18 protein-coding genes are annotated in these 24,952 nt (G+C 71.8%); 13 read left to right on the top strand and 5 right to left on the bottom strand.

Annotation, left to right across the window (positions count from 1 at the left end; genetic code table 11):
* Positions 1-81: 81 nt before the first annotated feature.
* Positions 82-1,575: a GTPase HflX gene (gene hflX / locus ACZ6RC_RS31010; protein WP_391141361.1), complete on the top strand. Its 1,494-nt coding sequence runs from the start codon at positions 82-84 to the stop codon at positions 1,573-1,575.
* An 84-nt stretch (positions 1,576-1,659) separates the two neighbouring features.
* Here the strand turns inward: hflX and ACZ6RC_RS31005 are convergent, their stop codons facing one another.
* The gene (locus ACZ6RC_RS31005; protein ID WP_469589504.1) at positions 1,660-2,829 is read right to left on the bottom strand and encodes a trypsin-like serine peptidase; all 1,170 of its coding nucleotides are present in this window, start codon (positions 2,827-2,829) and stop codon (positions 1,660-1,662) included.
* Between the two features lie 205 nt (positions 2,830-3,034).
* Positions 3,035-4,210, bottom strand: coding sequence for a trypsin-like serine peptidase (locus ACZ6RC_RS31000; RefSeq protein ID WP_469589502.1), 1,176 nt, complete (start codon positions 4,208-4,210; stop codon positions 3,035-3,037).
* Positions 4,211-4,735: 525 nt separating this feature from the next.
* Between ACZ6RC_RS31000 and ACZ6RC_RS30995 the strand changes: the two genes are divergently transcribed.
* The 5 genes from ACZ6RC_RS30995 (at position 4,736) to ACZ6RC_RS30975 (ending at position 12,912) form a co-directional block, all read left to right on the top strand.
* Positions 4,736-6,151 (top strand): diaminobutyrate--2-oxoglutarate transaminase family protein, encoded by a 1,416-nt coding sequence (locus tag ACZ6RC_RS30995; protein WP_469589621.1) that lies wholly within the window; start codon positions 4,736-4,738, stop codon positions 6,149-6,151.
* Between the two features lie 40 nt (positions 6,152-6,191).
* Positions 6,192-8,141: an IucA/IucC family protein gene (locus tag ACZ6RC_RS30990; protein WP_469589499.1), complete on the top strand. Its 1,950-nt coding sequence runs from the start codon at positions 6,192-6,194 to the stop codon at positions 8,139-8,141.
* 80 nt (positions 8,142-8,221) lie between these two features.
* Complete coding sequence (locus ACZ6RC_RS30985; protein ID WP_469589496.1) at positions 8,222-9,010, top strand: GNAT family N-acetyltransferase; 789 nt, start codon at positions 8,222-8,224, stop codon at positions 9,008-9,010.
* 60 nt (positions 9,011-9,070) lie between these two features.
* On the top strand, positions 9,071-10,900 hold the full coding sequence (locus ACZ6RC_RS30980; RefSeq protein ID WP_469589493.1) for an IucA/IucC family protein: 1,830 nt from the start codon (positions 9,071-9,073) through the stop codon (positions 10,898-10,900).
* A 38-nt stretch (positions 10,901-10,938) separates the two neighbouring features.
* On the top strand, positions 10,939-12,912 hold the full coding sequence (locus tag ACZ6RC_RS30975; protein ID WP_391141375.1) for an ATP-dependent DNA helicase: 1,974 nt from the start codon (positions 10,939-10,941) through the stop codon (positions 12,910-12,912).
* 212 nt (positions 12,913-13,124) lie between these two features.
* Here ACZ6RC_RS30975 and lexA read toward each other — a convergent pair whose 3' ends face one another.
* Positions 13,125-13,916, bottom strand: coding sequence for a transcriptional repressor LexA (gene lexA / locus ACZ6RC_RS30970; protein ID WP_365713772.1), 792 nt, complete (start codon positions 13,914-13,916; stop codon positions 13,125-13,127).
* Between the two features lie 490 nt (positions 13,917-14,406).
* Between lexA and nrdR the strand changes: the two genes are divergently transcribed.
* From nrdR to ACZ6RC_RS30955, 3 genes are all read left to right on the top strand, one after another.
* Positions 14,407-14,919, top strand: a complete 513-nt coding sequence (nrdR, locus tag ACZ6RC_RS30965) for a transcriptional regulator NrdR (RefSeq protein WP_453619327.1) — start codon at positions 14,407-14,409, stop codon at positions 14,917-14,919.
* A 159-nt stretch (positions 14,920-15,078) separates the two neighbouring features.
* Positions 15,079-17,970 (top strand): vitamin B12-dependent ribonucleotide reductase, encoded by a 2,892-nt coding sequence (locus tag ACZ6RC_RS30960; RefSeq protein ID WP_469589487.1) that lies wholly within the window; start codon positions 15,079-15,081, stop codon positions 17,968-17,970.
* 214 nt (positions 17,971-18,184) lie between these two features.
* Positions 18,185-19,312: a hypothetical protein gene (locus ACZ6RC_RS30955; RefSeq protein WP_469589485.1), complete on the top strand. Its 1,128-nt coding sequence runs from the start codon at positions 18,185-18,187 to the stop codon at positions 19,310-19,312.
* Positions 19,313-19,365: 53 nt separating this feature from the next.
* Here ACZ6RC_RS30955 and ACZ6RC_RS30950 read toward each other — a convergent pair whose 3' ends face one another.
* A complete protein-coding gene (locus ACZ6RC_RS30950) occupies positions 19,366-19,896 on the bottom strand; it encodes a TerD family protein (RefSeq protein ID WP_391141385.1) in 531 nt (176 codons plus the stop codon).
* Between the two features lie 251 nt (positions 19,897-20,147).
* Here ACZ6RC_RS30950 and ACZ6RC_RS30945 point away from each other — a divergent pair, with 251 nt between their 5' ends.
* Complete coding sequence (locus tag ACZ6RC_RS30945; protein WP_469589482.1) at positions 20,148-20,753, top strand: YdbC family protein; 606 nt, start codon at positions 20,148-20,150, stop codon at positions 20,751-20,753.
* Positions 20,754-20,909: 156 nt separating this feature from the next.
* Here ACZ6RC_RS30945 and ACZ6RC_RS30940 read toward each other — a convergent pair whose 3' ends face one another.
* The gene (locus ACZ6RC_RS30940; protein ID WP_469589618.1) at positions 20,910-21,527 is read right to left on the bottom strand and encodes a TetR/AcrR family transcriptional regulator; all 618 of its coding nucleotides are present in this window, start codon (positions 21,525-21,527) and stop codon (positions 20,910-20,912) included.
* Positions 21,528-21,678: 151 nt separating this feature from the next.
* Between ACZ6RC_RS30940 and ACZ6RC_RS30935 the strand changes: the two genes are divergently transcribed.
* The 3 genes from ACZ6RC_RS30935 to ACZ6RC_RS30925 are packed head-to-tail and all read left to right on the top strand — an operon-like array spanning position 21,679 to position 24,906.
* On the top strand, positions 21,679-23,289 hold the full coding sequence (locus tag ACZ6RC_RS30935; RefSeq protein ID WP_469589479.1) for an ABC-F family ATP-binding cassette domain-containing protein: 1,611 nt from the start codon (positions 21,679-21,681) through the stop codon (positions 23,287-23,289).
* A gap of 33 nt (positions 23,290-23,322) precedes the next feature.
* Complete coding sequence (locus ACZ6RC_RS30930) at positions 23,323-23,982, top strand: histidine phosphatase family protein (RefSeq protein WP_453619319.1); 660 nt, start codon at positions 23,323-23,325, stop codon at positions 23,980-23,982.
* Between the two features lie 12 nt (positions 23,983-23,994).
* Complete coding sequence (locus tag ACZ6RC_RS30925) at positions 23,995-24,906, top strand: ADP-ribosylglycohydrolase family protein (RefSeq protein ID WP_391141393.1); 912 nt, start codon at positions 23,995-23,997, stop codon at positions 24,904-24,906.
* Positions 24,907-24,952: the final 46 nt, after the last annotated feature.

Here is a 24,952-nt window from a genome sequence, read left to right as displayed (position 1 = left end):
CGACGGGGCCGCCCGGGAATCTTTCCGTGCCGCCGCGTGTTGAGACCGACGCAACGAGTTTCCATCGACGTAAAGGATCCAATGACCTCCTCTTCTTCCCCTTCCCAGGACGAGCAGAGCTTCGCCGAGACGAGCCGCACCGAGAGCCTTCGGGCCGATGCCCTGATGGAAGAGGACGTCGCCTGGAGCCACGAGATCGACGGAGAGCGGGACGGCGACCAGTTCGACCGCTCCGAGCGCGCGGCTCTGCGGCGCGTGGCGGGCCTCTCCACCGAGCTCGAGGACGTCACCGAGGTCGAGTACCGACAGCTGCGCCTGGAGCGCGTCGTGCTGGTCGGCGTATGGACCTCGGGGACCGTCCAGGACGCGGAGAACTCCCTCGCGGAGCTGGCCGCCCTCGCCGAGACGGCGGGCGCGCTGGTGCTCGACGGCGTGATCCAGCGCCGTGACAAGCCGGACCCGGCCACCTTCATCGGCTCGGGCAAGGCACGCGAGCTGCGGGACATCGTTGTCGAATCCGGCGCGGACACCGTCGTCTGCGATGGCGAGCTCAGCCCCGGACAGCTCATCGCCCTCGAAGACGTCGTCAAGGTGAAGGTGGTCGACCGGACCGCGCTGATCCTCGACATCTTCGCCCAGCACGCCAAGTCCCGAGAAGGCAAGGCGCAGGTCGCGCTCGCGCAGATGCAGTACATGCTGCCGCGACTGCGAGGCTGGGGCCAGTCGCTGTCCCGTCAGATGGGTGGCGGCGGCGGTGGCGGCATGGCCACCCGTGGTCCCGGTGAGACCAAGATCGAGACCGACCGGCGTCGGATCCGCGAGAAGATGGCGAAGATGCGCCGGGAGATCGCGGAGATGAAGACCGGCCGCGACATCAAGCGGCAGGAGCGGCGCCGTAACAAGGTGCCGTCGGTCGCCATCGCCGGATACACCAACGCCGGCAAGTCCTCCCTGCTCAACCGGCTGACCGGTGCGGGCGTGCTGGTGGAGAACGCGCTGTTCGCCACCCTCGACCCGACCGTCCGCCGGGCCGAGACGCCCAGCGGCCGGGTGTACACCCTGGCCGACACCGTCGGGTTCGTCCGGCACCTGCCGCACCACCTGGTCGAGGCGTTCCGCTCCACCATGGAGGAGGTCGGCGACTCCGACCTGATCCTCCACGTCGTGGACGGTTCCCACCCCGCCCCGGAGGAGCAGCTGGCCGCCGTCCGCGAGGTGTTCCGTGACGTCGGCGCGGTGAACGTGCCGGAGGTCGTGGTCGTCAACAAGGCGGACGCGGCCGACCCGCTCGTGCTGCAGCGGCTCATGCGGGCCGAGCGGCACGCGATCGCCGTCTCGGCGCGCACGGGCGAGGGCATCGACGAGCTGCTCGCGCTCATCGACGCCGAACTGCCCCGGCCGCAGGTCGAGATCGAGGCGCTCGTGCCGTACACCGAGGGCGGTCTCGTCTCGCGGGCGCACGCCGAGGGCGAGGTGCTCTCCGAGGAGCACACGCCGGAGGGCACGCTGCTCAAGGCGCGTGTGCACGAGGAGCTGGCGGCGTTCCTGATGCCGTACGTCCCGGCCGCGCACTGACCGGACACCCAAGGCGCTCCACGCGAGAAGGCCCCGCCCCCTCAGACAAGGGGGGCGGGGCCTTCCGCGTGACGTGCCCGCGGATCAGCGGGCGAACTTCTTGCTCACCATCTCGTGCGCGTCCTTAGCGCCGCTGCCGAGCTGCGGTCCGGCCAGCCAGCCGTTGCCGCCGACCGGGCCGATCGAGGTGTTCGACACCAACGCCACCTTGCCGTTCGGCATCGTACGGATCCAGCCGCCGCCCGAGGAGCCGCCGGTCATCGTGCAGCCGATGCGGTACATCGTGGGCGTGGCGGGCGCCGTGCTGAGCCGGCTCGGCCGGTCCAGGCACTTGTGCATGATCAGACCGTTGTACGGCGGAGCGGCCGGGTAGCCCCAGGCGCCCATCGAGCCGGCCTGGGCCGCGGTCGGTGCCGAGAAGTCGATCGGCAGGGCGACGCCCACCGTCTCCTCCAGCGACTTCCCGCCCCGCTCCGGCTGCACGTGCATCACGGCGTAGTCGTACGGCCAGGCCGCGTTCGTGCCGCCGCGGTTGATCCACGCACCCGAGGTGACGACCCAGTCGGCCCAGTACTGGCCGTAGGGAGCGACCTCGTGCGACCGCGCGTTGTTCAGCGAGGTCGCCGACTTGCCCAGGTCGTTGTAGGCCGGGACGAACGCGATGTTGCGGTACCAGCCGCCCTTCTGACCCGCGTGCACGCAGTGGCCGGCCGTCCACACGAGGTTGGACTTCCCGGGCCGGCGCGGGTCCTTCACGACGGTGCCGGAACAGACCATGTGGCCCTGCGGCGAGTCGAAGAAGATCTTCCCGACCGGCGCCGCGTTGCGGTGGTACGGCGTCTTCTCGCGCTGCGCCTGGACCGGCCGCGGCACCGGGTCGCTGCCGCCGGCGCCCGCCGTGGCGGTGATCGTGGGGTCGGGGCTCTTCGCCGACTTCATGCGCTCGGGGTTCCACAGCCCCTCGATCACCGGGTTGACGAAGTCCTCGGCTTCACGGAGCCAGGTGTCCTTGTCCCAGTTCTTCCACTCGCCGTCCTTCCACTTGTCCGGGTCGACGCCGTGCTTCTTGAGCTTGTCGGCCAGGTCCTTGGGAAGTGCGCTGCCGCTCCCACCCGCGGTGGGCTCGGCGGTGGCGGTGGTCGCGGCGGCGGGCTTGTCGGCCGCCGGCGTCTCGGTCGGACCGCAGCCGGTGGCCGTCAGCGAGAGCGCCACGGCCAGGCCGGCGAAGGCCGGCAGAAGTTTCGTCGAACGCATGAGTCGAAATCCCCCTGGGATGTTTCCCGCGCCACGGACACCCCGAAGGGGTTGCCATGGACGCGTCACTAGCGGTGCACAGTATGCCCGCACGAAGGAGGCGGGACCCCGTGGGGGCCCGCCTCCGAACCCGTACCGATCGGGCCTCACGGCCCCGTGAGCGGGCGGCCGGCGCCTCCGGGACGCCGACCCCTGCCGCTTGCTTCTAGCGGCCCGCGTACTTCTTGCTGACCTCGTCGTAGACGCCCTTGGCCTCGGCGCCCAGCCGCGGTCCGGCCAGCCAGCCGGCCGTCACCGGGCCGATCGAGGTGTTGGAGACCAGCGCCGGCTTGCCGTCCTTGCCCGGGGCGACCCAGCCGCCACCGGACGAACCGCCGGTCATCGTGCAGCCGATGCGGTACATCGTGGGCTGGTCCGCCTTCACCGACAGGCGGCCCGGCTTGTCCTGGCACTGGTACATCTTCTGGCCGTCGAAGGGGGCACCGGCCGGGTAACCGGTCGCCGTCATGCCCGCGATCTTCGGCGCGGCCGGGGCGTTGAACTCCACCGGAAGCGCCGAACCGACCGTCTCCTCCAGCGACTTGCCCGTGCCGCCCTTCTCCGGTGTCACATGGATCACCGCGAAGTCGTACGGCGCGCCCTGACCACCGGTCGCCGCGCCCTGGGCGATCCACTGCTCGGACGTCTGCGCCCACTCGCCCCACCACACGCCGTACGGGGCGACGTCCTCACGGGTCGCGTTCTCCAGCTGGGAGGTCGGCTTGCCGCTGTCGTTGTACGAGGGCACGAAGGCGATGTTGCGGTACCAGCCGCCCTTCTTGCCGGCGTGCACGCAGTGGCCCGCCGTCCAGACCATGTTGGACTTCCCCGGGTGCGCCGGGTCCTGCACGACCGTGGCCGAGCACACCATCGAGCCCTGCGGGCCGTCGAAGAAGACCTTGCCCGCCTCGGGGGCATTGGAGTGGTACGGCGTCCCCACGGCCTTCGCCCTGACCGGGTCGGGCGTCGGGTCGGTGACCCCCTCGTCACCCGAGATGTCCTCCTCCTCGACCGGCTTGTCGGGGCGCTCGGCCTCCCGCATCCGGTCCGGGTTCCAGAGGTCCTCGATGATCGGGTTGACGTAGTCCTGGGCCTCACGCAGCCATTTGTCGCGGTCCCAGTTCTTCCACTCGCCGTTCCGCCACTTGTCCAGGTCTATCCCGCGCTCCTTGAGGCGGTCCTTGAGGTCCTCCGGAATCGTGACCTTCCCGCCGGCGGACGGGGTCGCGGAAGCGCTGGGCTTGTCGCCCGCGTTCTCCTCGGTCGGCCCGCAGGCCGTCACCGTCAGCGTCAACGCCGCGACGGCGGCTGCCGAGGCCAGCAGCGGACGAATAGATCGCATCTCGAGATCCCCCTGGGACTACGTCAACTTGTGCGTGTGTGAACCGTGGTGAACCGCTCCGGCGCCGTCGACCGCCGCCGGGGCGCGGCCCCCATGATGCCGGTGCCGGTGGGGACGGCGTGCGGCAGGTCCGCGGTTCCGAACCCCGTACAGCCGTTGCCGGGCTGTGATCCGGCCCCGTCAAGGATCTTGGAATTGGCCCGTGATCCCCGGGACCCCGCGTCGTTGGTACGTACGGGGGACCCCCAGGAAGCGTTCACGGCCGTCGTACGCGCGGTCGAGCGACGTACCGATGTGCAACGCAACTGTTACAGCGGGAGGACACCGAGCGTGGCCGTGACCGAATCAGCTCCGGCCGTACCCACGGCCGCGCAGACAACGGCGGGCGAGCGGACCCCGGGGGAGCGGGCCCCCGCGGCGCGGATCCCCGAGGGACGGACCCCGGGGGAGCGGCCCGCACGGGAACGCGCGGGGGAGCGGGCCTCGGGAGAGCGGCCCACCGGCGAAACCGGCGCCCACGAGGGCATCCTGCGCCGCCAGTCGCTGCGCGAGTCCGCGGCGCGCACCTACGCCCGCTCGCTGCCGATCGTGCCCGTCCGGGCGCGCGGGCTGACCATCGAGGGCGCCGACGGCCGCCGCTACCTCGACTGCCTCTCCGGCGCGGGCACCCTGGCCCTGGGCCACAACCACCCGGTGGTCCTCGAAGCCGTCCGCAAGGTCCTCGACTCGGGCGCCCCGCTCCACGTCCTCGACCTCGCCACCCCGGTCAAGGACGCCTTCACCACCGAGCTGTTCGCCACCCTCCCGCCCGGACTCGCCGACGACGCCCGCATCCAGTTCTGCGGGCCGGCCGGCACGGACGCCGTCGAGGCCGCCCTCAAACTCGTCCGGACGGCCACCGGCCGCGGCGGGCTCTTCAGCTTCACCGGCGCCTACCACGGCATGACCGCCGGAGCCCTCGACGCCTCCGGCGGCGCCACGGACGTACGCGTCACCCGGCTGCCCTACCCCCAGGACTACCGCTGCCCCTTCGGCGTCGGCGGCGACCGGGGCGCCGAGCTGGCCGCCCGCTGGACGGAGAACCTCCTCGACGACCCCAAGAGCGGCGTCACCACCCCCGCCGGGATGATCCTCGAACCCGTGCAGGGCGAGGGCGGTGTCATCCCCGCCCCCGACGCCTGGATGCGCCGGATGCGCGCGATCACCGCCGCCCGGTCCATCCCCCTCATCGCCGACGAGGTCCAGACGGGCGTCGGCCGCACCGGGACCTTCTGGGCCGTCGAGCACAGCGGTGTCGTGCCCGACGTGATGGTCCTCTCCAAGGCCATCGGCGGCTCCCTCCCCCTCGCCGTGATCGTCTACCGATCCGAGCTCGACGCCTGGGAGCCCGGCGCCCACGCCGGCACCTTCCGGGGCAACCAGCTCGCCATGGCCGCCGGTGCCGCCACCCTCGCGTACGTACGGGAGAACAAGCTCGCCGATCGCGCGGCCACCCTCGGCGCACGGATGCTCGGCCGGCTCCAGGGGCTCGCCGCCGACCACCCCTGCGTCGGCGACGTCCGCGGCCGGGGCCTCATGATCGGCGTCGAGCTGGTCGATCCGTACGCCGACGCGACGGCGCGGCCGGCCGCCGAGGACGGCCCGTCCCCCGACGTCCTCGCACCGCCGGCCGCCCCCGCCCTCGCCGCGGCCGTCCAGCGGGAATGCCTCGACCGCGGGCTCATCGTCGAACTCGGCGGCCGTCACGCCGGAGTCGTCCGCCTGCTGCCGCCGCTCACCCTCACCGACGAACAGGCCGAGGCCGTCCTCGACCGCTTCGCCGACGCCCTGGCCGCGGCCGAACGCGCCCACCGTCCGGGCCCGCCCGTCCCCGCCGCGCACCCCCGGACCGTGCGTACCCCCTCCGTGCACCGCCGGGCCGCGACCGGACCCTCCCACTGATCCCGGACCGAACACCGGACACCCTCACAAGGAAGCCCCCGTGAACGCCACTCCCGCCTCCGAAGCGTCCGACTCCGGCAGCGCCGCGCGCGGCCCGCTCACCGTCGAGCCGGCCACCGTCCCCCGCCAGCACTCCGGTCCGTACGACCCCCGGCCCGCGCCGCACCAGGCCGCGGCGCCCGGGGCCTCGGCCACGGCCTGTGACGAGCACCGCGACGGCGAGGGCGCCGGCCGGCGTGACGACCACGGCGACAGCCACGCCGACGCCCCTCTCGACCCCCTCGACCACCCCGATCCGCAGCGGGCCGCGGACACCGCGACCATCGAGAACCTGCTGCGCTGCTGGGTGCGCGAGAAGAACCTCCCCGCCCCCGACGCCGGCACCCTCCGCGTCCCCCTCGACGCCAGCGGCACCGCCCTCCTCGTCCCCGTCCGCTACTGGTCGCCCACCGGCTGGCACCGCTTCGGCGCCCCCGCCCTCGAAGGCCTCGCCGCCACCGCCCCCGCGGTCGACGCCGTGACCGTCGCCGCCCTGCTCAGCCGCGAGACCGGCCGCTCCGAAGGCACCGACCTCGTCGGCCGCGTCGCCGACTCCGCCCGCCGCACCGCCGACTTCATCGCCGACCGCCGCCGCCGGCCGCGCCCCGGCCTCGACGCCGACCTCTTCCTCAGCGCCGAACAGTCCCTGCTCCTCGGCCACCCGCTCCACCCGACCTCGAAGAGCCGGGAAGGACTCTCCGAGGCGGAGATCCGCCTCTACTCCCCGGAGTTGTACGGCTCCTTCCCCCTCCACTGGATGGCCGTCGACCGCGCCGTCCTCGCCTCCGACTCCGCCTGGACCGAACAGGGCCGGCCGGTCACCGCCGAACAGCTCGCCACCGGCCTCGCCGAAGGCCTCGCGCCGCCCCCGGGCACCGTGCCGCTGCCGCTCCACCCCTGGCAGGCCCGCGAACTGCTCCACCGGCCCGCCGTCGCCGCCCTCCTCGACGCCGGCCTCCTGCACGACCTCGGTCCCCACGGCGGCGCCTGGCACCCCACCTCCTCCGTCCGCACCGTGCACCGCCCCGGCGCCCGGACGATGCTCAAGCTCTCCCTCGGCGTCCGCATCACCAACTCCCGTCGGGAGAACCTCCGCAAGGAACTCCACCGGGGCGTCGAGGTCCACCGGCTCCTGCGCACCGGCCTGGTCGACCAGTGGCAGGCCGCCCACCCCGGCTTCGACATCGTCCGCGACCCCGCCTGGCTCGCGGTCGACGCCCTCGACGGCACCCCCGTCCCAGGCCTCGACGTCATGGTGCGCCACAACCCCTTCGCCGCAGGCGACGACGCCGTCTGCATCGCCGCCCTCACCGCCCCGCGCCCCTGGCCCGGCACGAGCCGGATGCGGTCCCGCCTCGCCGACATCGTCACCCGTCTCGCCGGCCGCACCGGCCGCCCCACCACGGCGGTCGCCGCCGAGTGGTTCCTGCGCTATCTCGACCAGGTCGTCCGCCCCGTGCTCTGGCTCGACGGCGCCGCAGGAGTCGCCCTGGAAGCCCACCAGCAGAACACGCTCGTCCTCCTCGACCCCGAAGGCTGGCCCGTCGGCGGCCGCTACCGCGACAACCAGGGCTACTACTTCCGCGAGTCCCACCGCGACGAGCTCACCGGCCGGCTGCCCGGCATCGGCCTCGCCAGCGACACCTTCGTCTCCGACCAGGTCACCGACGAGCGTTTCGCCTACTACCTCGGCATCAACAACGTCCTCGGGCTCATCGGGGCCTTCGGCTCCCAGCGCCTCGCCGACGAACGGGTCCTGCTGGCCGGCTTCCGGCAGTTCCTGGCCTCCGCGACCAGCCTGGGCTCGCCGCTGCCGCACCGGCTCCTGGAGGCCGCGACCCTGCGCTGCAAGGCCAACCTCCTGACCCGCCTCCACGGCCTGGACGAACTCGTCGGCCCCGTCGACACCCAGTCCGTGTACGTCACCATCACCAACCCGCTCCGCAGCTGAAAGCCCCCGGCGGCAGCCGCACTTCATCGCCGACCGACGACCACACCCCTTCGCCGTACTGCCGAGAGGAGAACGTCACCGTGTCCCCCACCGACGCGACCACCGCCTCCGCCGTCGACCGGACCGATCCCGACGTCACGTCCTGCACGGTGTCCGATCCCGCCGCCCCGCCCGATGCCGACGCCCTGTACGCCCCCGACGCCGACCCGGGCTGCGACGACACCCTGGACATGCGCCTGCCCGAGGAACTCCTCGCCCCCTTCGCGGTCGGCGGCGAGACCGCGGTGACCACCCGCGGCGACCTGCTCGACGACGTCCCCGCCTGGAAGCCCGCCACCACCCCCGCCGGCCCGTTCCGGCTCGTACCCGTACGGATCGAACGGGACGTGCCGCTCATCAGCCGCTGGATGAACGATCCGGCCGTGGCCGCCTTTTGGGAGCTGGCGGGACCCGAGACCGTGACCGCCGACCACCTCCGCGGCCAACTCGACGGCGACGGCCGCACCGTGCCCTGCCTCGGGGTCCTCGGCACCACCCCCATGAGCTACTTCGAGATCTACCGCGCCGATCTCGACCCGCTCGCCCGCTACTACCCCGCCCGCCCCCACGACACCGGCATCCACTTGCTCATCGGCGGCGTCGCCGACCGCGGGCACGGCATCGGCACCACCCTGCTGCGCGCCGTCGCCGACCTCGTCCTGGACCACCGGCCCCGGTGCACCCGCGTCATCGCCGAACCCGACGTACGCAACACCCCGTCCGTCTCCGCCTTCCTGAGCGCCGGCTTCCGCTTCTCCGCGGAGATCGAGCTCCCCGACAAACGAGCCGCCCTCATGATCCGCGACCGCGCCCTCCGAGACGTCCTGTGAACCCCCCTCTGCCGTCCATACACCGCTCACCCACAGCGGTCACCACCCCGAGGAGTCCCCGTGCCGTCGTCCCCTGCCACCCATGACTCCGCACCGCTCTCACCCCCCGAGCTGAACGCCGCCGCGTGGGACCTGGTCTGCTCCCGCCTCCTCGCCAAGACCCTCGGCGAGTTCGCGTACGAGGAGATCATCGAACCCGTCCCCGCGTACGACCCCGACGGCACCACCCCCGCCCTCGGCTCCCACGGCACCACCGGCGTCCTGTCCCACACCCTCCGCCTCGACGACGGGTCGGTCCTCGCCTTCTCCGCCGGCCGTGGCGCGTACGGAAGCTGGCGCGTCGCACCCGAGTCGATCACCCTCGACGGCCGGCCGCTGACCGACCCCCTCGACTTCCTGGTCCGGGCCCACCGGCTCCTCGGCATCGACGGCGCGACCCTCGGCCACCTCATCCGGGAGCTGACCACCACGCTCGTCGCGGACGCCCGCCTCCACCACACCGCGCTCCCCGCGGCCCGGCTCGCGGACCTCGGCTACGCCGAACTCGAAGGCCACCAGACCGGTCACCCCTGGCTCGTCCTCAACAAGGGCCGCATCGGTTTCTCCGCGGCCGACGCCGCCCACTGGGCCCCTGAAGCCCGCCGCGCCACCCGCCTCCCCTGGATCGCGGTCAGCACCGAGCTCGCCTCCTACCGCGGGGTCCCCGGTCTCGGCACCCCCGACCGGCTCTACGCGGGCGAGCTCGACCCCCCGGTACGCGACGCCTTCCGCGCCGAGCTGCGCGGCCGGGGCCTCGACCCCGACACGTACCTCCTGCTGCCCGTCCACCCCTGGCAGTGGGACGAGACCCTGCTCCCGCTCTACGCCCCCGCCGTCGCCTCCGGAGCCATCGTCCCGCTCCCCTCCGACGGCGACCTGCGCCTGCCGCAGCAGTCCGTCCGTACGTTCCTCAACACCAGCCGTCCCGACCGGCACACCGTCAAACTGCCGCTCTCCGTCCTCAACACCCTCGTCTGGCGGGGCCTCCCGACCGAGCGGACCCTCGCCGCCCCGGCCGTCACCTCCTGGGTCCACGGACTGCGCGACGCCGACCCCTTCCTCCGCGACGAGTGCGGAGTGATCCTCCTCGGCGAGGTCGCCTCCGTCACCGTGGAGCACCCCCTCTACGACCGGCTGCCCGAGGTGCCGTACCAGTACAAGGAACTCCTCGGCGCGATCTGGCGCGAACCGCTGCGGCTGCCCCCGGGCGAGCGCGCCCGCACCCTCGCCGCCCTGCTGCACACCGATCCGGACGGGCGCGCCTTCGTCGCCGAGCTGGTCGAGCGCTCCGGGCTCCGCCCCGCGGTCTGGCTCCAGCACCTCTTCGCCGCCCTGCTGCCGCCGCTGCTGCACTTCCTCTACCAGTACGGCACGGTCTTCTCCCCGCACGGCGAGAACGCCATCGTGGTCTACGACGACCACGACGTCCCCGTGCGCCTGGCGATCAAGGACTTCGTCGACGACGTGAACGTCAGCGCCCTGCCGCTGCCGGAGCACGACACCATGCCCGAGGACGTCCGCAACGTCCTGCTCACGGAGGAGCCGGGCTTCCTCACGCAGTTCATCCATTCAGGTCTCTTCGTCGGCGTCTTCCGCTATCTGGCGCCGCTGTGCGAGGAGCAACTCCGCGTGCCGGAAACCGATTTCTGGGCCATGGTGCGGGCGGAGATCCTTCGCCACCAGGCGCGCTTCCCGGAGCTGAAGGAACGGTTCGAGCTGTTCGATCTCCTCAGGCCACGGATCGAGCGGCTCTGTCTCAACCGCAACCGTCTGCACCTGGACGGCTACCGTGACCGCCCGGTCCGGCCGCACGCGGCCGTCCACGGCACCGTCCCGAATCCGCTCGCGTGATCCCGAGTGTCAGTGCCGCGCCGTAGGGTGGAAGCGCTATGACGAAGCCATCCCTCCCCGAACTCCTCCACGCCGCAGTCTCCGCCGTCGGCGGTGTGGAACGGCCTGGCCAGGTGTCCATGGCCGAAGCCGTCGCCGAGGCCATCGACGACAGCTCCCACCTCCTCGTCCAGGCCGGCACCGGCACGGGCAAGTCCCTCGGCTATCTGGTGCCGGCCCTGGCGCACGGAGAGCGGGTGGTGGTGGCCACGGCCACGCTGGCGCTCCAGCGCCAGCTGGTCGAGCGTGACCTCCCGCGCACGGTCGACGCCCTCCACCCGCAGCTGCGGCGGCGCCCCGAGTTCGCCATGCTCAAGGGGCGGTCGAACTATCTCTGCCTGCACCGCCTCCACGAAGGCGTGCCGCAGGAGGAAGAGGACGGGCTCTTCGACCCCTTCGAGGCCGCGGCGCCCACGAGCAAGCTCGGCCAGGACCTGCTGCGCCTGCGGGACTGGTCGGACGAGACCGAGACGGGCGACCGGGACGCCCTCACCCCCGGCGTCTCCGACCGGGCGTGGGCCCAGGTGTCGGTCTCGTCCCGCGAGTGCCTCGGGGCGAGCAAGTGCGCGTACGGCGCGGAGTGCTTCGCCGAGGCGGCCCGCGAGCGGGCCAAGCTCGCCGATGTCGTCGTCACGAACCACGCCCTCCTGGCGATCGACGCGATCGAGGGCGCCCCCGTCCTTCCCCAGCACGAGGTGCTGATCGTGGACGAGGCGCACGAGCTGGTCTCCCGGGTCACCGGCGTCGCCACGGGCGAGCTCACCCCGGGCCAGGTCAACCGAGCGGTCCGGCGGAGCGCGAGGCTGGTCGACGAGAAGACCGCCGATCAGCTGCAGACCGCGGCCGAGGGCTTCGAGCGGGTCATGGAGCTGGCCCTTCCGGGCCGGCTCGAGGAGATCCCGGAGGATCTGTCGTACGCGCTGATGGCGCTGCGGGACGCGGCCCGCGCGGTGATCACCGCCCTGGGGTCGACCCGGGACAAGTCGGTCCAGGACGAGGACGCCGTCCGCAAGCAGGCGATGGCGTCGGTGGAGAGCATCCACGGCGTCGCCGAGCGGATCGTCCAGGGCAGCGAGTACGACGTCGTCTGGTACGAGCGGCACGACCGGTTCGGCGCCTCGGTGCGGGTCGCCCCGCTCTCCGTCTCCGGCCTGCTGCGCGAGAAGCTCTTCGCGGACCGGTCCGTCGTGCTCACCTCGGCCACCCTCAAGCTGGGCGGCGACTTCAACGGTGTGGGGGCCTCTCTGGGACTCGCTCCGGAGGGCACGGAGGGCGACGACATCCCGGTGTGGAAGGGCATCGACGTCGGCTCGCCGTTCGACTATCCCAAGCAGGGCATCCTCTACGTCGCGAAGCATCTGGCCCGGCCCGCGCGCGACGGTGATCGCGGCGACATGCTGGACGAGCTCACGGAGCTGATGCAGGCGGCCGGCGGGCGCACCCTCGGTCTGTTCTCCTCGATGCGGGCGGCCCAGCTGGCCGCGGAGGAGCTGCGCACGCGCATCCCCGAGCTCCCGATCCTGCTCCAGGGCGAGGACACCCTCGGCGAGCTGATCAAGAACTTCTCGGCCGACCCGAAGACTTGTCTCTTCGGCACGCTCTCGCTGTGGCAGGGGGTGGATGTCCCGGGCGCCAGCTGCCAGCTCGTCGTCATGGACAAGATCCCCTTCCCGCGTCCGGACGACCCGCTGATGAGCGCGCGCCAGAAGGCGGTCGAGGAGGCGGGGGGCAACGGCTTCATGGCCGTCGCGGCCACCCACGCGGCGCTGCTGATGGCGCAGGGCGCCGGCCGTCTCGTGCGCGCCACGGGCGACCGGGGTGTCGTCGCCGTTCTCGATCCGCGGTTGGCCACGGCTCGGTACGGCAGCTATCTGAAGGCGTCACTGCCCGACTTCTGGTACACGACGGACCGTAACCAGGTGCGGAAGTCGCTGGCGGCGATCGACGCGGTTTCCAAGGCGGCGGGCGTCTGAGCGATCCCCGCGGGCGCGCCGGGGCCGTCGCGCCCCGGGGGCCGCAGGACCGGCGCCGTGTGCAGGGTGGTGCGTGGCGCGGGCCTGGCGATCGCAGTGGGGTCGGACTGCGGGTGGCGGTCGCCGGAAGGGCGCAGTCCGTGTGAGGACACGGCAGGGCCCCGGGACCGGCGCAGTGGGTCCCGGGGCCCGGTCAGAGCCGGCGCGTCGTGTCACACGCGCCGCAGGACCGCCACGACCTTGCCGAGGATGGTGGCCTCGTCGCCGGGGATCGGCTGGTATGCCGCGTTGTGCGGCAGCAGCCAGACGTGGCCGTCCTCGCGCTTGAAGCGCTTCACGGTCGCCTCGCCGTCCAGCATGGCGGCGACGATGTCGCCGTTCTCCGCGACCGGCTGGCGGCGCACGGTGACCCAGTCGCCGTCGCAGATCGCCGCCTCGATCATGGAGTCGCCCACGACCTTGAGGACGAACAGCTCGCCGTCGCCGACCAGCTGCCGGGGGAGGGGGAAGACGTCCTCGACCGACTCCTCGGCGAGGATGGGGCCGCCGGCGGCGATCCGGCCGACCAGGGGGACGTACGACGCGGCGGGCTTGCCGCTGGTGTCGGTGGGCTGGGTGCTGGGCTGGTCGGAGCCGCGCACCTCGTAGGCCCGGGGGCGGTGCGGGTCGCGGCGGAGGAAGCCCTTGCGCTCGAGGGCCATCAGCTGGTGCGCCACGGAGGAGGTGCTGGAGAGGCCCACCGCCTGGCCGATCTCGCGCATCGACGGGGGGTAACCCCGCCGCTGGACCGAGTCGCGGATGACCTCGATGACCCTCCGCTGCCGGTCGGTGAGGCCGGAGCTGTCCGCCCTGATCCCCGGAGGTCGTCCCGGCAGCGAACGCGCGGGCCGGCCAGGCTCCCCGTCCCCGTTCATGACTGTGTCGTTCATGGCATGCACCGGCTCGAGTCGGCCCTGGGAGCGGTCCTGGGCGGTGATGGTGGCACTGTCTGCGGTGGTGGTCACGTCGTCGGCCCCTCTCGAATGGTCTCCCTGGCTGGCACAACGGTAGTGGCTTTCGAAAGGTTGCGCCAAACACACGTTCGAGTGAAAATTCGCGGATTGCCTTACGCGTTCACGCGGGTGGGTGTATATGCCGGTTCGGACTCCAGTCGGAATGCGGTCGCCACGGTAGCCTTCCGCGTCGGTCCGCGGGGCGGCGGGGCCCTCCGTCAGTGTCGCATCGGGGGCCCCGGAATCGGCGGCACCGCGCGCTTCCCGTACCCTCTGACCCGGCCCCGGACGACTGTCCGCGCGCCGCGCCGCGCGACACGCGCGAAGGGGCGGAAAAGCGCTTCGCCACCAGATCTAGTGGTTGGATTGCATCAGCCACCCAGAAGTTGTGGTCCCCGGGTCTGCCGGGGGTGCACGCATCGCCTATGCTGGTGGTCGCTTCGAGGGGCCCTGGCGGGCCCGGTGGGGCTTTTCAGTCGTGCCGTGAGGGAGGGTCGGAACCATGCATTGCCCTTTCTGCAGGCACCCCGACAGCCGTGTCGTCGACAGTCGCACCACCGACGACGGGACGTCGATCCGACGCCGCCGCCAGTGTCCCGACTGCTCCCGCCGTTTCACGACGGTGGAGACCGCCTCGCTGATGGTGATCAAGCGGTCGGGCGTGACCGAGCCCTTCAGCCGTACGAAGGTCATCTCCGGCGTGCGCAAGGCGTGCCAGGGGCGGCCCGTGACGGAGGACGCCCTCGCCAAGCTCGGCCAGCGGGTCGAGGAGGCGGTGCGCGCCACCGGAAGCGCCGAGCTGACCACCCATGACGTGGGGCTGGCCATCCTCGGCCCGTTGCAGGAGCTCGACCTCGTCGCGTACCTGCGCTTTGCATCCGTATACAAGGCTTTCGACAGCCTGGACGACTTCGAGGCTGCCATCGCGGAACTCCGCGGGCAGCGGCCTCCCGCAGTGGAGAGCGGGACCGGAGCGACCCCCGAGGTCCCCGTTCCCGCCACCGCCGCCGACTGACCGGCGGGCCGGACCCGAGGTCCGGCGAGACCGGTCGCCGAGCGGCCGAAAAGACGTGTCAGGAGCGCCCTCGGTGGTGCTCGTGGCAGCAGACAAGAAGACGGTGCCCTGGGACTATCTGGGCACTTCAGCGTGTTTTGCCCGTATATGGGAGGCGGCATGACAGAGACGGCGAGCGGCTCGGCACGAGGATCCCGCGCCAAGGGAACCAAGGTCGCCAAGGGCCTGCGTATCGAGCGCATCCACACCACCCCTGGCGTGCATCCGTACGACGAGGTGGTCTGGGAGCGTCGTGACGTCGTCATGACCAACTGGCGCGACGGCTCGGTCAACTTCGAGCAGCGTGGCGTCGAGTTCCCCGACTTCTGGTCGGTGAACGCGGTCAACATCGTCACCAGCAAGTACTTCCGCGGGGCCGTCGGCACCCCGCAGCGCGAGACCGGTCTGAAGCAGCTCATCGACCGGATCGTGAAGACCTACACGAAGGCCGGCGGGGAGCACGGCTACTTCGCCTCGCCCGCCGACGCCGAGATCTTCGAGCACGAGCTGGCCTACGCCCTCCTGCACCAGGTCTTCAGCTTCAACTCGCCGGTCTGGTTCAACGTCGGCACCCCGCAGCCCCAGCAGGTCTCCGCCTGCTTCATCCTGTCCGTCGACGACTCCATGGAGTCGATCCTCGACTGGTACAAGGAAGAGGGCATGATCTTCAAGGGCGGCTCCGGCGCCGGCCTGAACCTCTCCCGCATCCGCTCCTCCAAGGAGCTCCTCTCCTCCGGCGGCAACGCCTCCGGCCCGGTCTCCTTCATGCGCGGCGCCGACGCCTCCGCAGGAACGATCAAGTCGGGTGGCGCCACCCGCCGCGCCGCCAAGATGGTCATCCTCGACGTCGACCACCCCGACATCGAGGACTTCATCCAGACCAAGGTCAAGGAAGAGGAGAAGATCCGCGCCCTGCGCGACGCGGGCTTCGACATGGACCTGGGCGGCGACGACATCACGTCCGTCCAGTACCAGAACGCCAACAACTCGGTCCGCGTCAACGACACCTTCATGAAGGCCGTCGAGGCCGGCGGGAAGTTCGGCCTGACGTCCCGCATGACCGGCGAGGTCATCGAGGAGGTCGAGGCCAAGGAGCTGTTCCGCAAGATGGCCGAGGCCGCCTGGGCCTGCGCCGACCCGGGCATCCAGTACGACGACACGATCAACCGCTGGCACACGTGCCCGGAGTCCGGCCGCATCAACGGCTCGAACCCGTGCAGCGAGTACATGCACCTGGACAACACGTCCTGCAACCTCGCCTCGCTGAACCTCATGAAGTTCCTCAAGGACGACGGCAAGGGCAACCAGTCCTTCGAGTCCGAGCGCTTCGCCAAGGTCGTCGAGCTGGTCATCACGGCGATGGACATCTCCATCTGCTTCGCCGACTTCCCCACCCAGAAGATCGGCGAGAACACCCGCGCCTTCCGCCAGCTGGGCATCGGCTACGCCAACCTCGGCGCCCTCCTGATGGCCACGGGCCACGCGTACGACTCCGACGGCGGCCGCGCCCTGGCCGGCGCCATCACCTCGCTGATGACGGGCACGTCGTACAAGCGCTCCGCCGAGCTGGCCGCGGTCGTCGGTCCGTACGACGGCTACGCCCGCAACGCCGAGCCGCACCAGCGCGTCATGAAGCAGCACGCCGACGCCAACACCACGGCCATCCGCATGGACGACCTCGACTCGCCGGTCTGGGCCGCCGCCACGGAAGCCTGGCAGGACGTGATCCGCCTCGGCGCCAAGAACGGCTTCCGCAACGCCCAGGCCTCGGTCATCGCCCCCACCGGCACCATCGGTCTCGCGATGTCCTGCGACACCACCGGCCTCGAGCCCGACCTCGCCCTGGTCAAGTTCAAGAAGCTCGTCGGCGGCGGCTCGATGCAGATCGTCAACGGCACCGTCCCGCAGGCCCTGCGCCGCCTGGGCTACCAGGAGGAGCAGATCGAGGCGATCGTCGCCCACATCGCCGAGCACGGCAATGTGATCGACGCCCCCGGCCTGAAGACCGCGCACTACGAGGTCTTCGACTGCGCCATGGGCGAGCGTTCCATCTCCGCGATGGGCCACGTCCGCATGATGGCCGCCATCCAGCCGTGGATCTCCGGCGCGCTGTCCAAGACCGTGAACCTGCCGGAGACGGCGACGGTCGAGGACGTCGAGGAGGTCTACTTCGAGGCGTGGAAGATGGGCGTCAAGGCGCTCGCCATCTACCGCGACAACTGCAAGGTCGGCCAGCCGCTCTCCGCCAAGAAGAAGGAGGCGGAGAAGGCCGAGGTCACCGCGAAGTCCGAGGCGACGATCCGCGAGGCCGTCGAGAAGGTCGTCGAGTACCGTCCGGTCCGCAAGCGCCTCCCCAAGGGCCGTCCGGGGATCACCACCTCCTTCACGGTCGGTGGCGCCGAGGGCTACATGACCGCCAACTCCTACCCGGACGACGGTCTCGGCGAGGTCTTCCTGAAGATGTCCAAGCAGGGTTCGACCCTCGCCGGCATGATGGACGCCTTCTCCATCGCCGTCTCCGTCGGTCTGCAGTACGGCGTGCCGCTGGAGACCTACGTCTCGAAGTTCACCAACATGCGCTTCGAGCCGGCCGGCATGACGGACGACCCGGACGTGCGGATGGCGCAGTCGATCGTCGACTACATCTTCCGCCGCCTGGCGCTGGACTTCCTGCCCTTCGAGACCCGCTCCGCGCTCGGCATCCACTCGGCCGAGGAGCGTCAGCGGCACCTGGAGACCGGCTCCTACGAGCCGACCGACGACGAGGTCGACGTCGAGGGCCTGGCCCAGTCCGCCCCGCGCCAGACCGAGACCCTGAAGGCCGTCGCCGCCCCGACCGCCCAGGCGGAGGCCCCGGCCCCCAAGCAGGCGCACACCTCGGCGGAGCTCGTCGAGATGCAGCTGGGCATCAGCGCGGACGCGCCGCTCTGCTTCTCGTGCGGTACGAAGATGCAGCGGGCGGGCTCCTGCTACATCTGCGAGGGCTGCGGCTCGACCAGCGGCTGCAGCTGACGACGAACGGAACGGCATCCGACGCGACGCGGGATCCACGTCGCGTCGGATGACGGGTGTTCCTCGCGGGGGTCGTTCGACCCGCGCATGAGAGAGGGAGCCGCCTTCCGGGCGGCTCCCTCTCCGTCGTCTCCGGCCGAAAGGCGTTGTCGCGGCGAGCGACGCGATGGCATGCTCAGGGCATGATCAAGAGAATCGAGTCCTCCGTCCGCCGATGAGCGAGACGACCCGGGCAGGAGTGCCCGTATCACCGACACCTCTGTTCGAGCATGCGCTCCGGCTGCACCGGCTCGCTCCGGAACAACCGCTTCCACACCGGGGAGAGCCCTACCCCGACGACACGTCGCATCGGGGCCGGCGTGGCCCCGAGGCACCTGAGGACCGGCGCTCGGCCGGCCGGGATGCGGCGCGCCTCCTGGACGCGCACTTCGCGCGATCCTCCAGCTCCCCGCGCGCGGTGGCCGACGCCTTCCACGACGTCTACATCCCGATCCACTACAACGAGCACATCGCCGCCGCGGCTGAGCGAGCGGACAGGGAGCGCGTCCTTCGAACGGGCCGCTGGTTGGTCCGCTACGGCACTGATCGTTGCGCCGTCACCGTGGGGCTTGCCTTGCTGGCGGCCGTAGGAACGGCCGAGGACATCCCTCTGATGCGCACGATCGGGCTTCTCTCCCTGCAATTCGGGCCACTGGCGGCCCATGGTCTGGAGAGTCGGCCAGGAGGAGTCGAGGCGCTGCTCTGGCTCGGCGAGCGCGTCACCGGCTGGGGACGGGTCTATGTCGTCGAAGCCCTTTGCAGACTCGACGACCCAGTGGCCCGCCCATGGTTGCTTCGCAGAGCGTGCGACGGCGACGGCCTCAACGGGTACTTCGCCGGTCAGGTCGCCACCGCCGGCCGACTCCACGAGTCGCTTGCGGACCTCGGCACCGATCGGGAGATGGTCGACCACACCGGTCGGCTGCTCTACGTGATGAGTGGCTCTGGCGGGATGGGGCTCACCCTCGACTGCTACCCCCATGCGCGAGCCGTCCTGGAGGCTTATGGCCGGCATGTGGGTTCGCTCCGTCCATCCCTCGCGCGCTACTGCACGGTCGCGTTGCTCGCCGCGTACCTGACCGAGAAGTCTCCCGAGGCCGGGGGGTGTGACCCGGAACAGTGGGCGGCGATCCGGGCGACGTACCTCTCGGTGCTCGACCGGGAGGAGTGGACCGCGACCGCCCGCGCCGGTCTCGCGTCGGGCGACCACCGGATGGAGTGGCTCGCCGAGCACGGGGCGCCTCAGCTGAGGCTGCGTGCCTTCCGCGATCGCGAGCGACGACACGCGAGCCCGGGTCTGTAGCGCCGGGCTCGGGTGTCGTCACGTCGGCATGGCGTCGGTGGGCACGGAGCGGGTCAGGGGTGGCGGGCGCCCATCAGGGCCGTGAAGGTCTCCGGGTCGGTGTCGAAGCCGCGCGGGGTCGAGTGGTACGACCAGTCGGTGCCTCCGTCGCGGCTGAACTCCACGATGATCGCCGCGGTGGCGTCGGCCACCGTCGCGAAGTCGTGCTCGGCCAGGTCCGTGTAACCCTCGCGGACCCGTACGCCCGTGTTGGCGATGTCGCCGAACGTCAGGCGCCCGCCGCCCTGCTGTATGGCCACGCCCACCACCACGCGCGCGTAGCGGGGCGCGAGGCGCTCCAGTTCGAGGGTCATCGCCTCGTCGTAGCCGAAGCCCTGCCCCGTACGGCTGTCACGGTTGAGCGTGATCGTGCCGTCGGGGGAGCGGCTGTCGAAGTGCACCAGGTAGTCGGGCGTGCCGAACGGATCGTCCGCCGTGTAGACGCCCGCGATCAGGTCCAGGTCGTGCGCCGGGGCGCCGATCGGGGCGGGATCCCATTTGAGCGTCACCTCGACCTTGCCGACCCCCTTGTTGAGACCGCTCACCGTGAATCCCCTCTCCGCGCTCGCGTACGCGTCGCCTTGCCGATCCGGTCAACTGCCCGTGGTCGCGGGCACCTTGTTCATGGTGTCATGCGCGCCGCGCGAGGGCGGCGACCTGGCGGGACGGGGCCCCCGCCGCCAACGGCGGTCGGTGGCGAGGCTCTGCACGGTGATCATTCGCTCCGGCCGGACTGGTGCGCATGCACTCCTCCGTACTCTGACCGCGGGCCCGTTCGGCCCCCTAGGATGGCGCGGTGCTGGTCAAGTGGATTCGCTGCACCGTGGTGGACCGTCGAGGGTTCGAGCGGGGGCAGCGGAAATGGGCGGGGCTGCTGGGTGAGCCGGGCTTCCGAGGGCAGGGCGGGGGATGGAGCCGGGGGAGGCCCGGTGTCGCCCACGTCTTCGCGTTCTGGGAGAGCCGGGCGTTCTACGACTCCTTCATGGCCAGGTCCCACGACCGTCTCGCGGCCGCGCAGACCGGCACGTTCAGGAACGCCCAGGTCAAACTCTTCGACCACCGTTTCGACGTGAAGACCGGCTTCGAGCCGCGCTTCACCGACGCGGACGTGGCACGGGTCGCCCACTGCCGCATCCACGACGGCAGGGTGGAGCACTTCGCACTGATGCAGGAGAAGGTGTGGAACCCGGCGATGGCCGGTTCCCCCGGGATGCTGCGCGGGGTCTTCGGCGAGGCGCCGGGGAACGAATTCCTCGTGCTGTCGCTGTGGCGCTCCGCGGCGGAGCACGGGAAGTACCGCGCCGAACGCGTCGAGCGACTCGGGCTGCGCGCCCAGACGGAGACCGACGTGGCGGCGCTGGCGGGGGACGTGGTGCAGCTCGAGCCGTCCTGGACGGTCTGAGCGGTCGCAGCGGTCTGGAGCGGTCCGCGGGCCGCACGGTCGACGGTGGGGCGGCGGGATCGACTTGAGCGGTTGGCGGCGCGTCGACCGGAGTGATCCGAGTGGTCCGGCCGGTCGGCGATGCGTCCGTGTGCCGCGAGCGGCGCCCTACTGCCCTCACTCGGCGGCAAACGCTCCGGCCGTGACCGCCGCCAGTGCCGATCGGGCCGCCTGGTCCGCGACAGCCCGGTCGACCGGCTCGCGCGTCACGAACAAGCGCAGGAACAGCGGTGCCGAGACGGCCCGGACGACCGCGCCGGCGTCGGTCCCCGCGGGCGCCTCTCCGCGGGCCACGGCCCGCGCGACGACGCTCTCGCAGCGGCCGAAGCGCTCGGCGTAGAAGGCGCGCAGCGCGTCGGCGGCCCGCTCCGACTGGAAGGCGGCGGCGACGAACGCGGTCGGCGCGGAGGCGGCCGCCGGGTCGGCGAACGAGTCCGCCACCTCCCGGGCCAGGGCGCGCAGGTCACCGCCGAGACTGCCGGTGTCCGGCGGCGTCCAGTCGTCCTCGCCCGCCAGGTCCAGGGCGTCCGCGACAAGCCCCTCAAGGTCGCCCCAGCGGCGGTAGAGCGTCGTCTTGTGCACCCCGGAGTGCTCCGCCACGTACTCGACGGTGAGGGCCGGATAGCCGTGCTCGGACAGGCCGGTCAGTACGGCGTCGCGAACCGCCGCCCGGGTTCTCGCGGTACGGCCGCCGGGGCGTCGGCTGCCGGGCGCGGGCGTCGCACCGCCCACCATCTCATCGCTCAATTGCTACTCCCGTTGCGTTAGTGAGTTCGAGTGTGCCACACTCGACGTAACGCAACCAGAGTTGCTTTTAGGTGGGGGGTGGGTCGGAGCCGCCCTCCTTATCCGAACTGCCCGAGCCGTCCACGCCTATGGAGGCGCCTTGCCCACTCAGCTCTCCCTCCGCGATGTGACCGTCTCCCGAGGTGACCGTCTGCTCCTCGACCACGTCTCCCTCACTGTGCGCCCCGGTGAGCGGATCGGCGTGGTCGGCGAGAACGGCGCCGGCAAATCCACGCTGCTCCGGATACTGGGCGGACTCGACGCCCCCGACGAGGGCGAGGTCGTCTCACTGGCCGACGGCGGCACGGGCATGCTCGCGCAGACGCCCAGGCTGCCACCCACGAGCACCGTCGCCGAAGCGATCGACGACGCTCTCGCCGACCTCCGCGCCATGGGGCGCCGGCTCCGCCTGCTCGAAGGAGAGCTCGCCACGGCGGGCGGCCGCGTACTCGCCGAGTACGGCGACCTGCTCACCGCGTACGAGCTGCGCGGCGGCTATGAGGCGGACGCCCGTGTCGACAAGGCGATGCACGGACTCGGCCTCGCGGGCACGGGACGGGAGCGGACGCTCGGCAGCCTCTCCGGCGGCGAGCAGGCCCGCCTCGGCATCGCCTGCGCTATCGCCGCCGCGCCCGAGGTCCTCCTCTTGGACGAGCCGACCAACCACCTCGACACACAGGCGCTCGACTGGCTGGAGGAGGCCCTCCTCGCCTACCGCGGCACGGTCGTCGCCGTCTCCCACGACCGGACCTTCCTGGAGCGGGTGGCCACCGTCGTCCTGGAGGTCGATGCCGACCGCCGCACCGTCGTCCGGTACGGCGACGGGTACGCCGGATTCCGCGCCGAGCGGGCCGCCGCCCGGCGGCGCTGGGAGCAGGCGTACGAAGAGTGGCGGGAGGAGACCGCACGGCTGGAGGTCTTCGCCGCGACCACCGCTCACGGTGTCGCCGCCGGCCGCTCCATCAAGGACAACAACAAGATGGCGTACGACCGGGCCGGTGGGCGGGTCCAGGCATCGGTTGCCGGGCGGGTGCGGAACGCGCAGGAGCGGCTGCGTCGACTGCACGCCGAACCCGTTCCCCGGCCCCCGCGCCCCCTGGCCTTCGCCGCGCGACCGGTCGCCGGCGAAGCCAAAGGGGACCTGGTGACTCTGGCCGGTGTCCGGGTCGCCGACCGGCTGACCGTCGACGCCCTGACCATCAGGGCCGGCGAGAAGCTGCTGGTCCACGGCGGCAACGGCGCGGGCAAGTCCACCCTGCTGCGCGTCCTCGCGGGCCTGGTCGCCCCGGATTCCGGAGAGGTCCGCCGCACGGGACGGATCGGCTTCCTGGCCCAGGAGATACCGGTCGACCGCCCGTCGGAGCGGCTGCTCGACGCCTTCGGGCGAGGGCTCGCCCTCACCGAGGACGAGCGCGAGGAGCTGTTGCTGACGTACGGACTGTTCCGCCGGGCGGAGCTCCGGGTCGCCGTCGGCAGCCTCTCCGCCGGGCAGCGCCGGCGCCTGGCCCTCGCCCGACTGCTGGCCCGCCCCGCCGACCTGCTGCTCCTTGACGAACCGGCCAACCACCTGGCCCTCGGCCTCGTCGAAGAGCTGGAGGAGGCGCTGGAGCGGTGGACCGGAGCGCTGGTCGTCGTCTCCCACGACCGACGGCTGCGCGAACGCTTCACGGGGCGGATACGCCGGATGGACTCCGGACACCTGGCCGACTGAGCCCCGCCGGACCGGCCCCTCTAGGGTCGGGGCATGGCACGACCGCGGCGCATCGTTCTCGTACGGCACGGAGAGTCGGAGGGCAATGCCGACGACACCGTGTACGAACGTGAGCCCGACCATGCGCTCAGGCTCACGGACACCGGTCTGCGCCAGGCCGAGGAGACCGGGGAACGGCTCCGGGCCCTGTTCGGGGAGGAGCGGATCAGCGTCTACGTCTCGCCGTACCGCCGGACCCACGACACCTTCCAGGCTTTCCGGCTCGACCCCCGGCAGGTCCGGGTGCGCGAGGAGCCGCGGCTGCGGGAGCAGGACTGGGGGAACTGGCAGGACCGGGAGGACGTGCGCCTCCAGAAGGCCTACCGCGACGCCTACGGCCACTTCTTCTACCGCTTCGCCCAGGGCGAGTCCGGAGCCGACGTGTACGACCGGGTCGGCGCGTTCCTGGAAAGCCTCTACCGCAGCTTCGAGGCGCCGGACCACCCGCCGAACGTCCTGCTCGTCACGCACGGACTGACCATGCGGCTGTTCTGCATGCGCTGGTTCCACTGGACGGTCGCCGACTTCGAGTCGCTGGCCAACCCGGGCAACGGCGAGTCGAGGATGCTGCTGCTCGGCGAGGACGGCCGGTACACCCTGGACCGGCCCTTCGAACGCTGGCGTACCCCGGAACCGTACGGCCCCACCGGATAGAGTGGCAGAGCGATGACCGCTGACTTCTCTCTCGACCGGCGCTTCGACCGCGCCCTGGCCAGCCTCCGTGGGCTGTCCGTGGGAGACGCCCTGGGCTCCCAGTACTTCGTCCCCGTCAACTACCCCCTGCTGAAACGACGCGAGGTCCCGGCCGGGCCCTGGCAGTGGACCGACGACACCGAGATGGCCTGCTCGGTCCTGGCCGTGCTCGCCCTGCACGGCCGTATCGACCAGGACGCGCTCGCCCAGTCGTTCGCCGAGCACCACGACTTCGACCGGGGCTACGGCCCCGCGGTCAACCGGATGCTCCGGCTCATCAGGGAGGGCGGCGACTGGCGCGAGCTCGCCTCCGCGCTCTTCAAGGGACAGGGCTCGTGGGGCAACGGCGCCGCCATGCGGATCGCCCCCCTCGGAGCCTGGTACGCCGACGACCCGGAGCAGGCGACCCACCAGGCCGAGATCTCCGCCTACACCACCCACCAGCACCGCGAGGCCGTCGTCGGCGCCATGGCCGTGGCCGCCGCCGCGGCGCTCGTCGCGGACCCCGCCGGCCCGCCGACACCTACCGACCTGCTCGACGGAGTCGTCGCCCTCGTGCCGCGCAGTGCCGTCGGCGCCGGCCTGCGCCGAGCCCGCGACATGCTCGACTACGGCGACGCGGGCACGGTGGCGGCCGTCCTCGGCAGCGGACGCCGCACCAGCGCCCACGACACCGTGCCCTTCGCGCTCTGGTCCGCCGCCCGAGCCCTCGGGGACTACGAGCGGATGTTCTGGACGACCGCGCAGGTCGGCGGCGACGTCGACACCACCTGCGCGATCGCCGGTGGAGTGGTCGCCTCCGGGACGGCGGGGGCGCCGCCCGCCGCATGGCTGGAACAGACGGAGGCGCTGCCGGACTGGCTTCCGGCCGGCGCCCACCCCTGACCCGGTCGCCCCGGCCGGAGGGCGGGCCGGTACGTCCCGCTTGTCC

This window comes from Streptomyces sp. NPDC048353 (genome assembly GCF_055587165.1).
The sequence above is the reverse complement of the archived record's forward strand: the minus strand, read 5'-3'. Positions and strand labels throughout refer to the sequence as shown.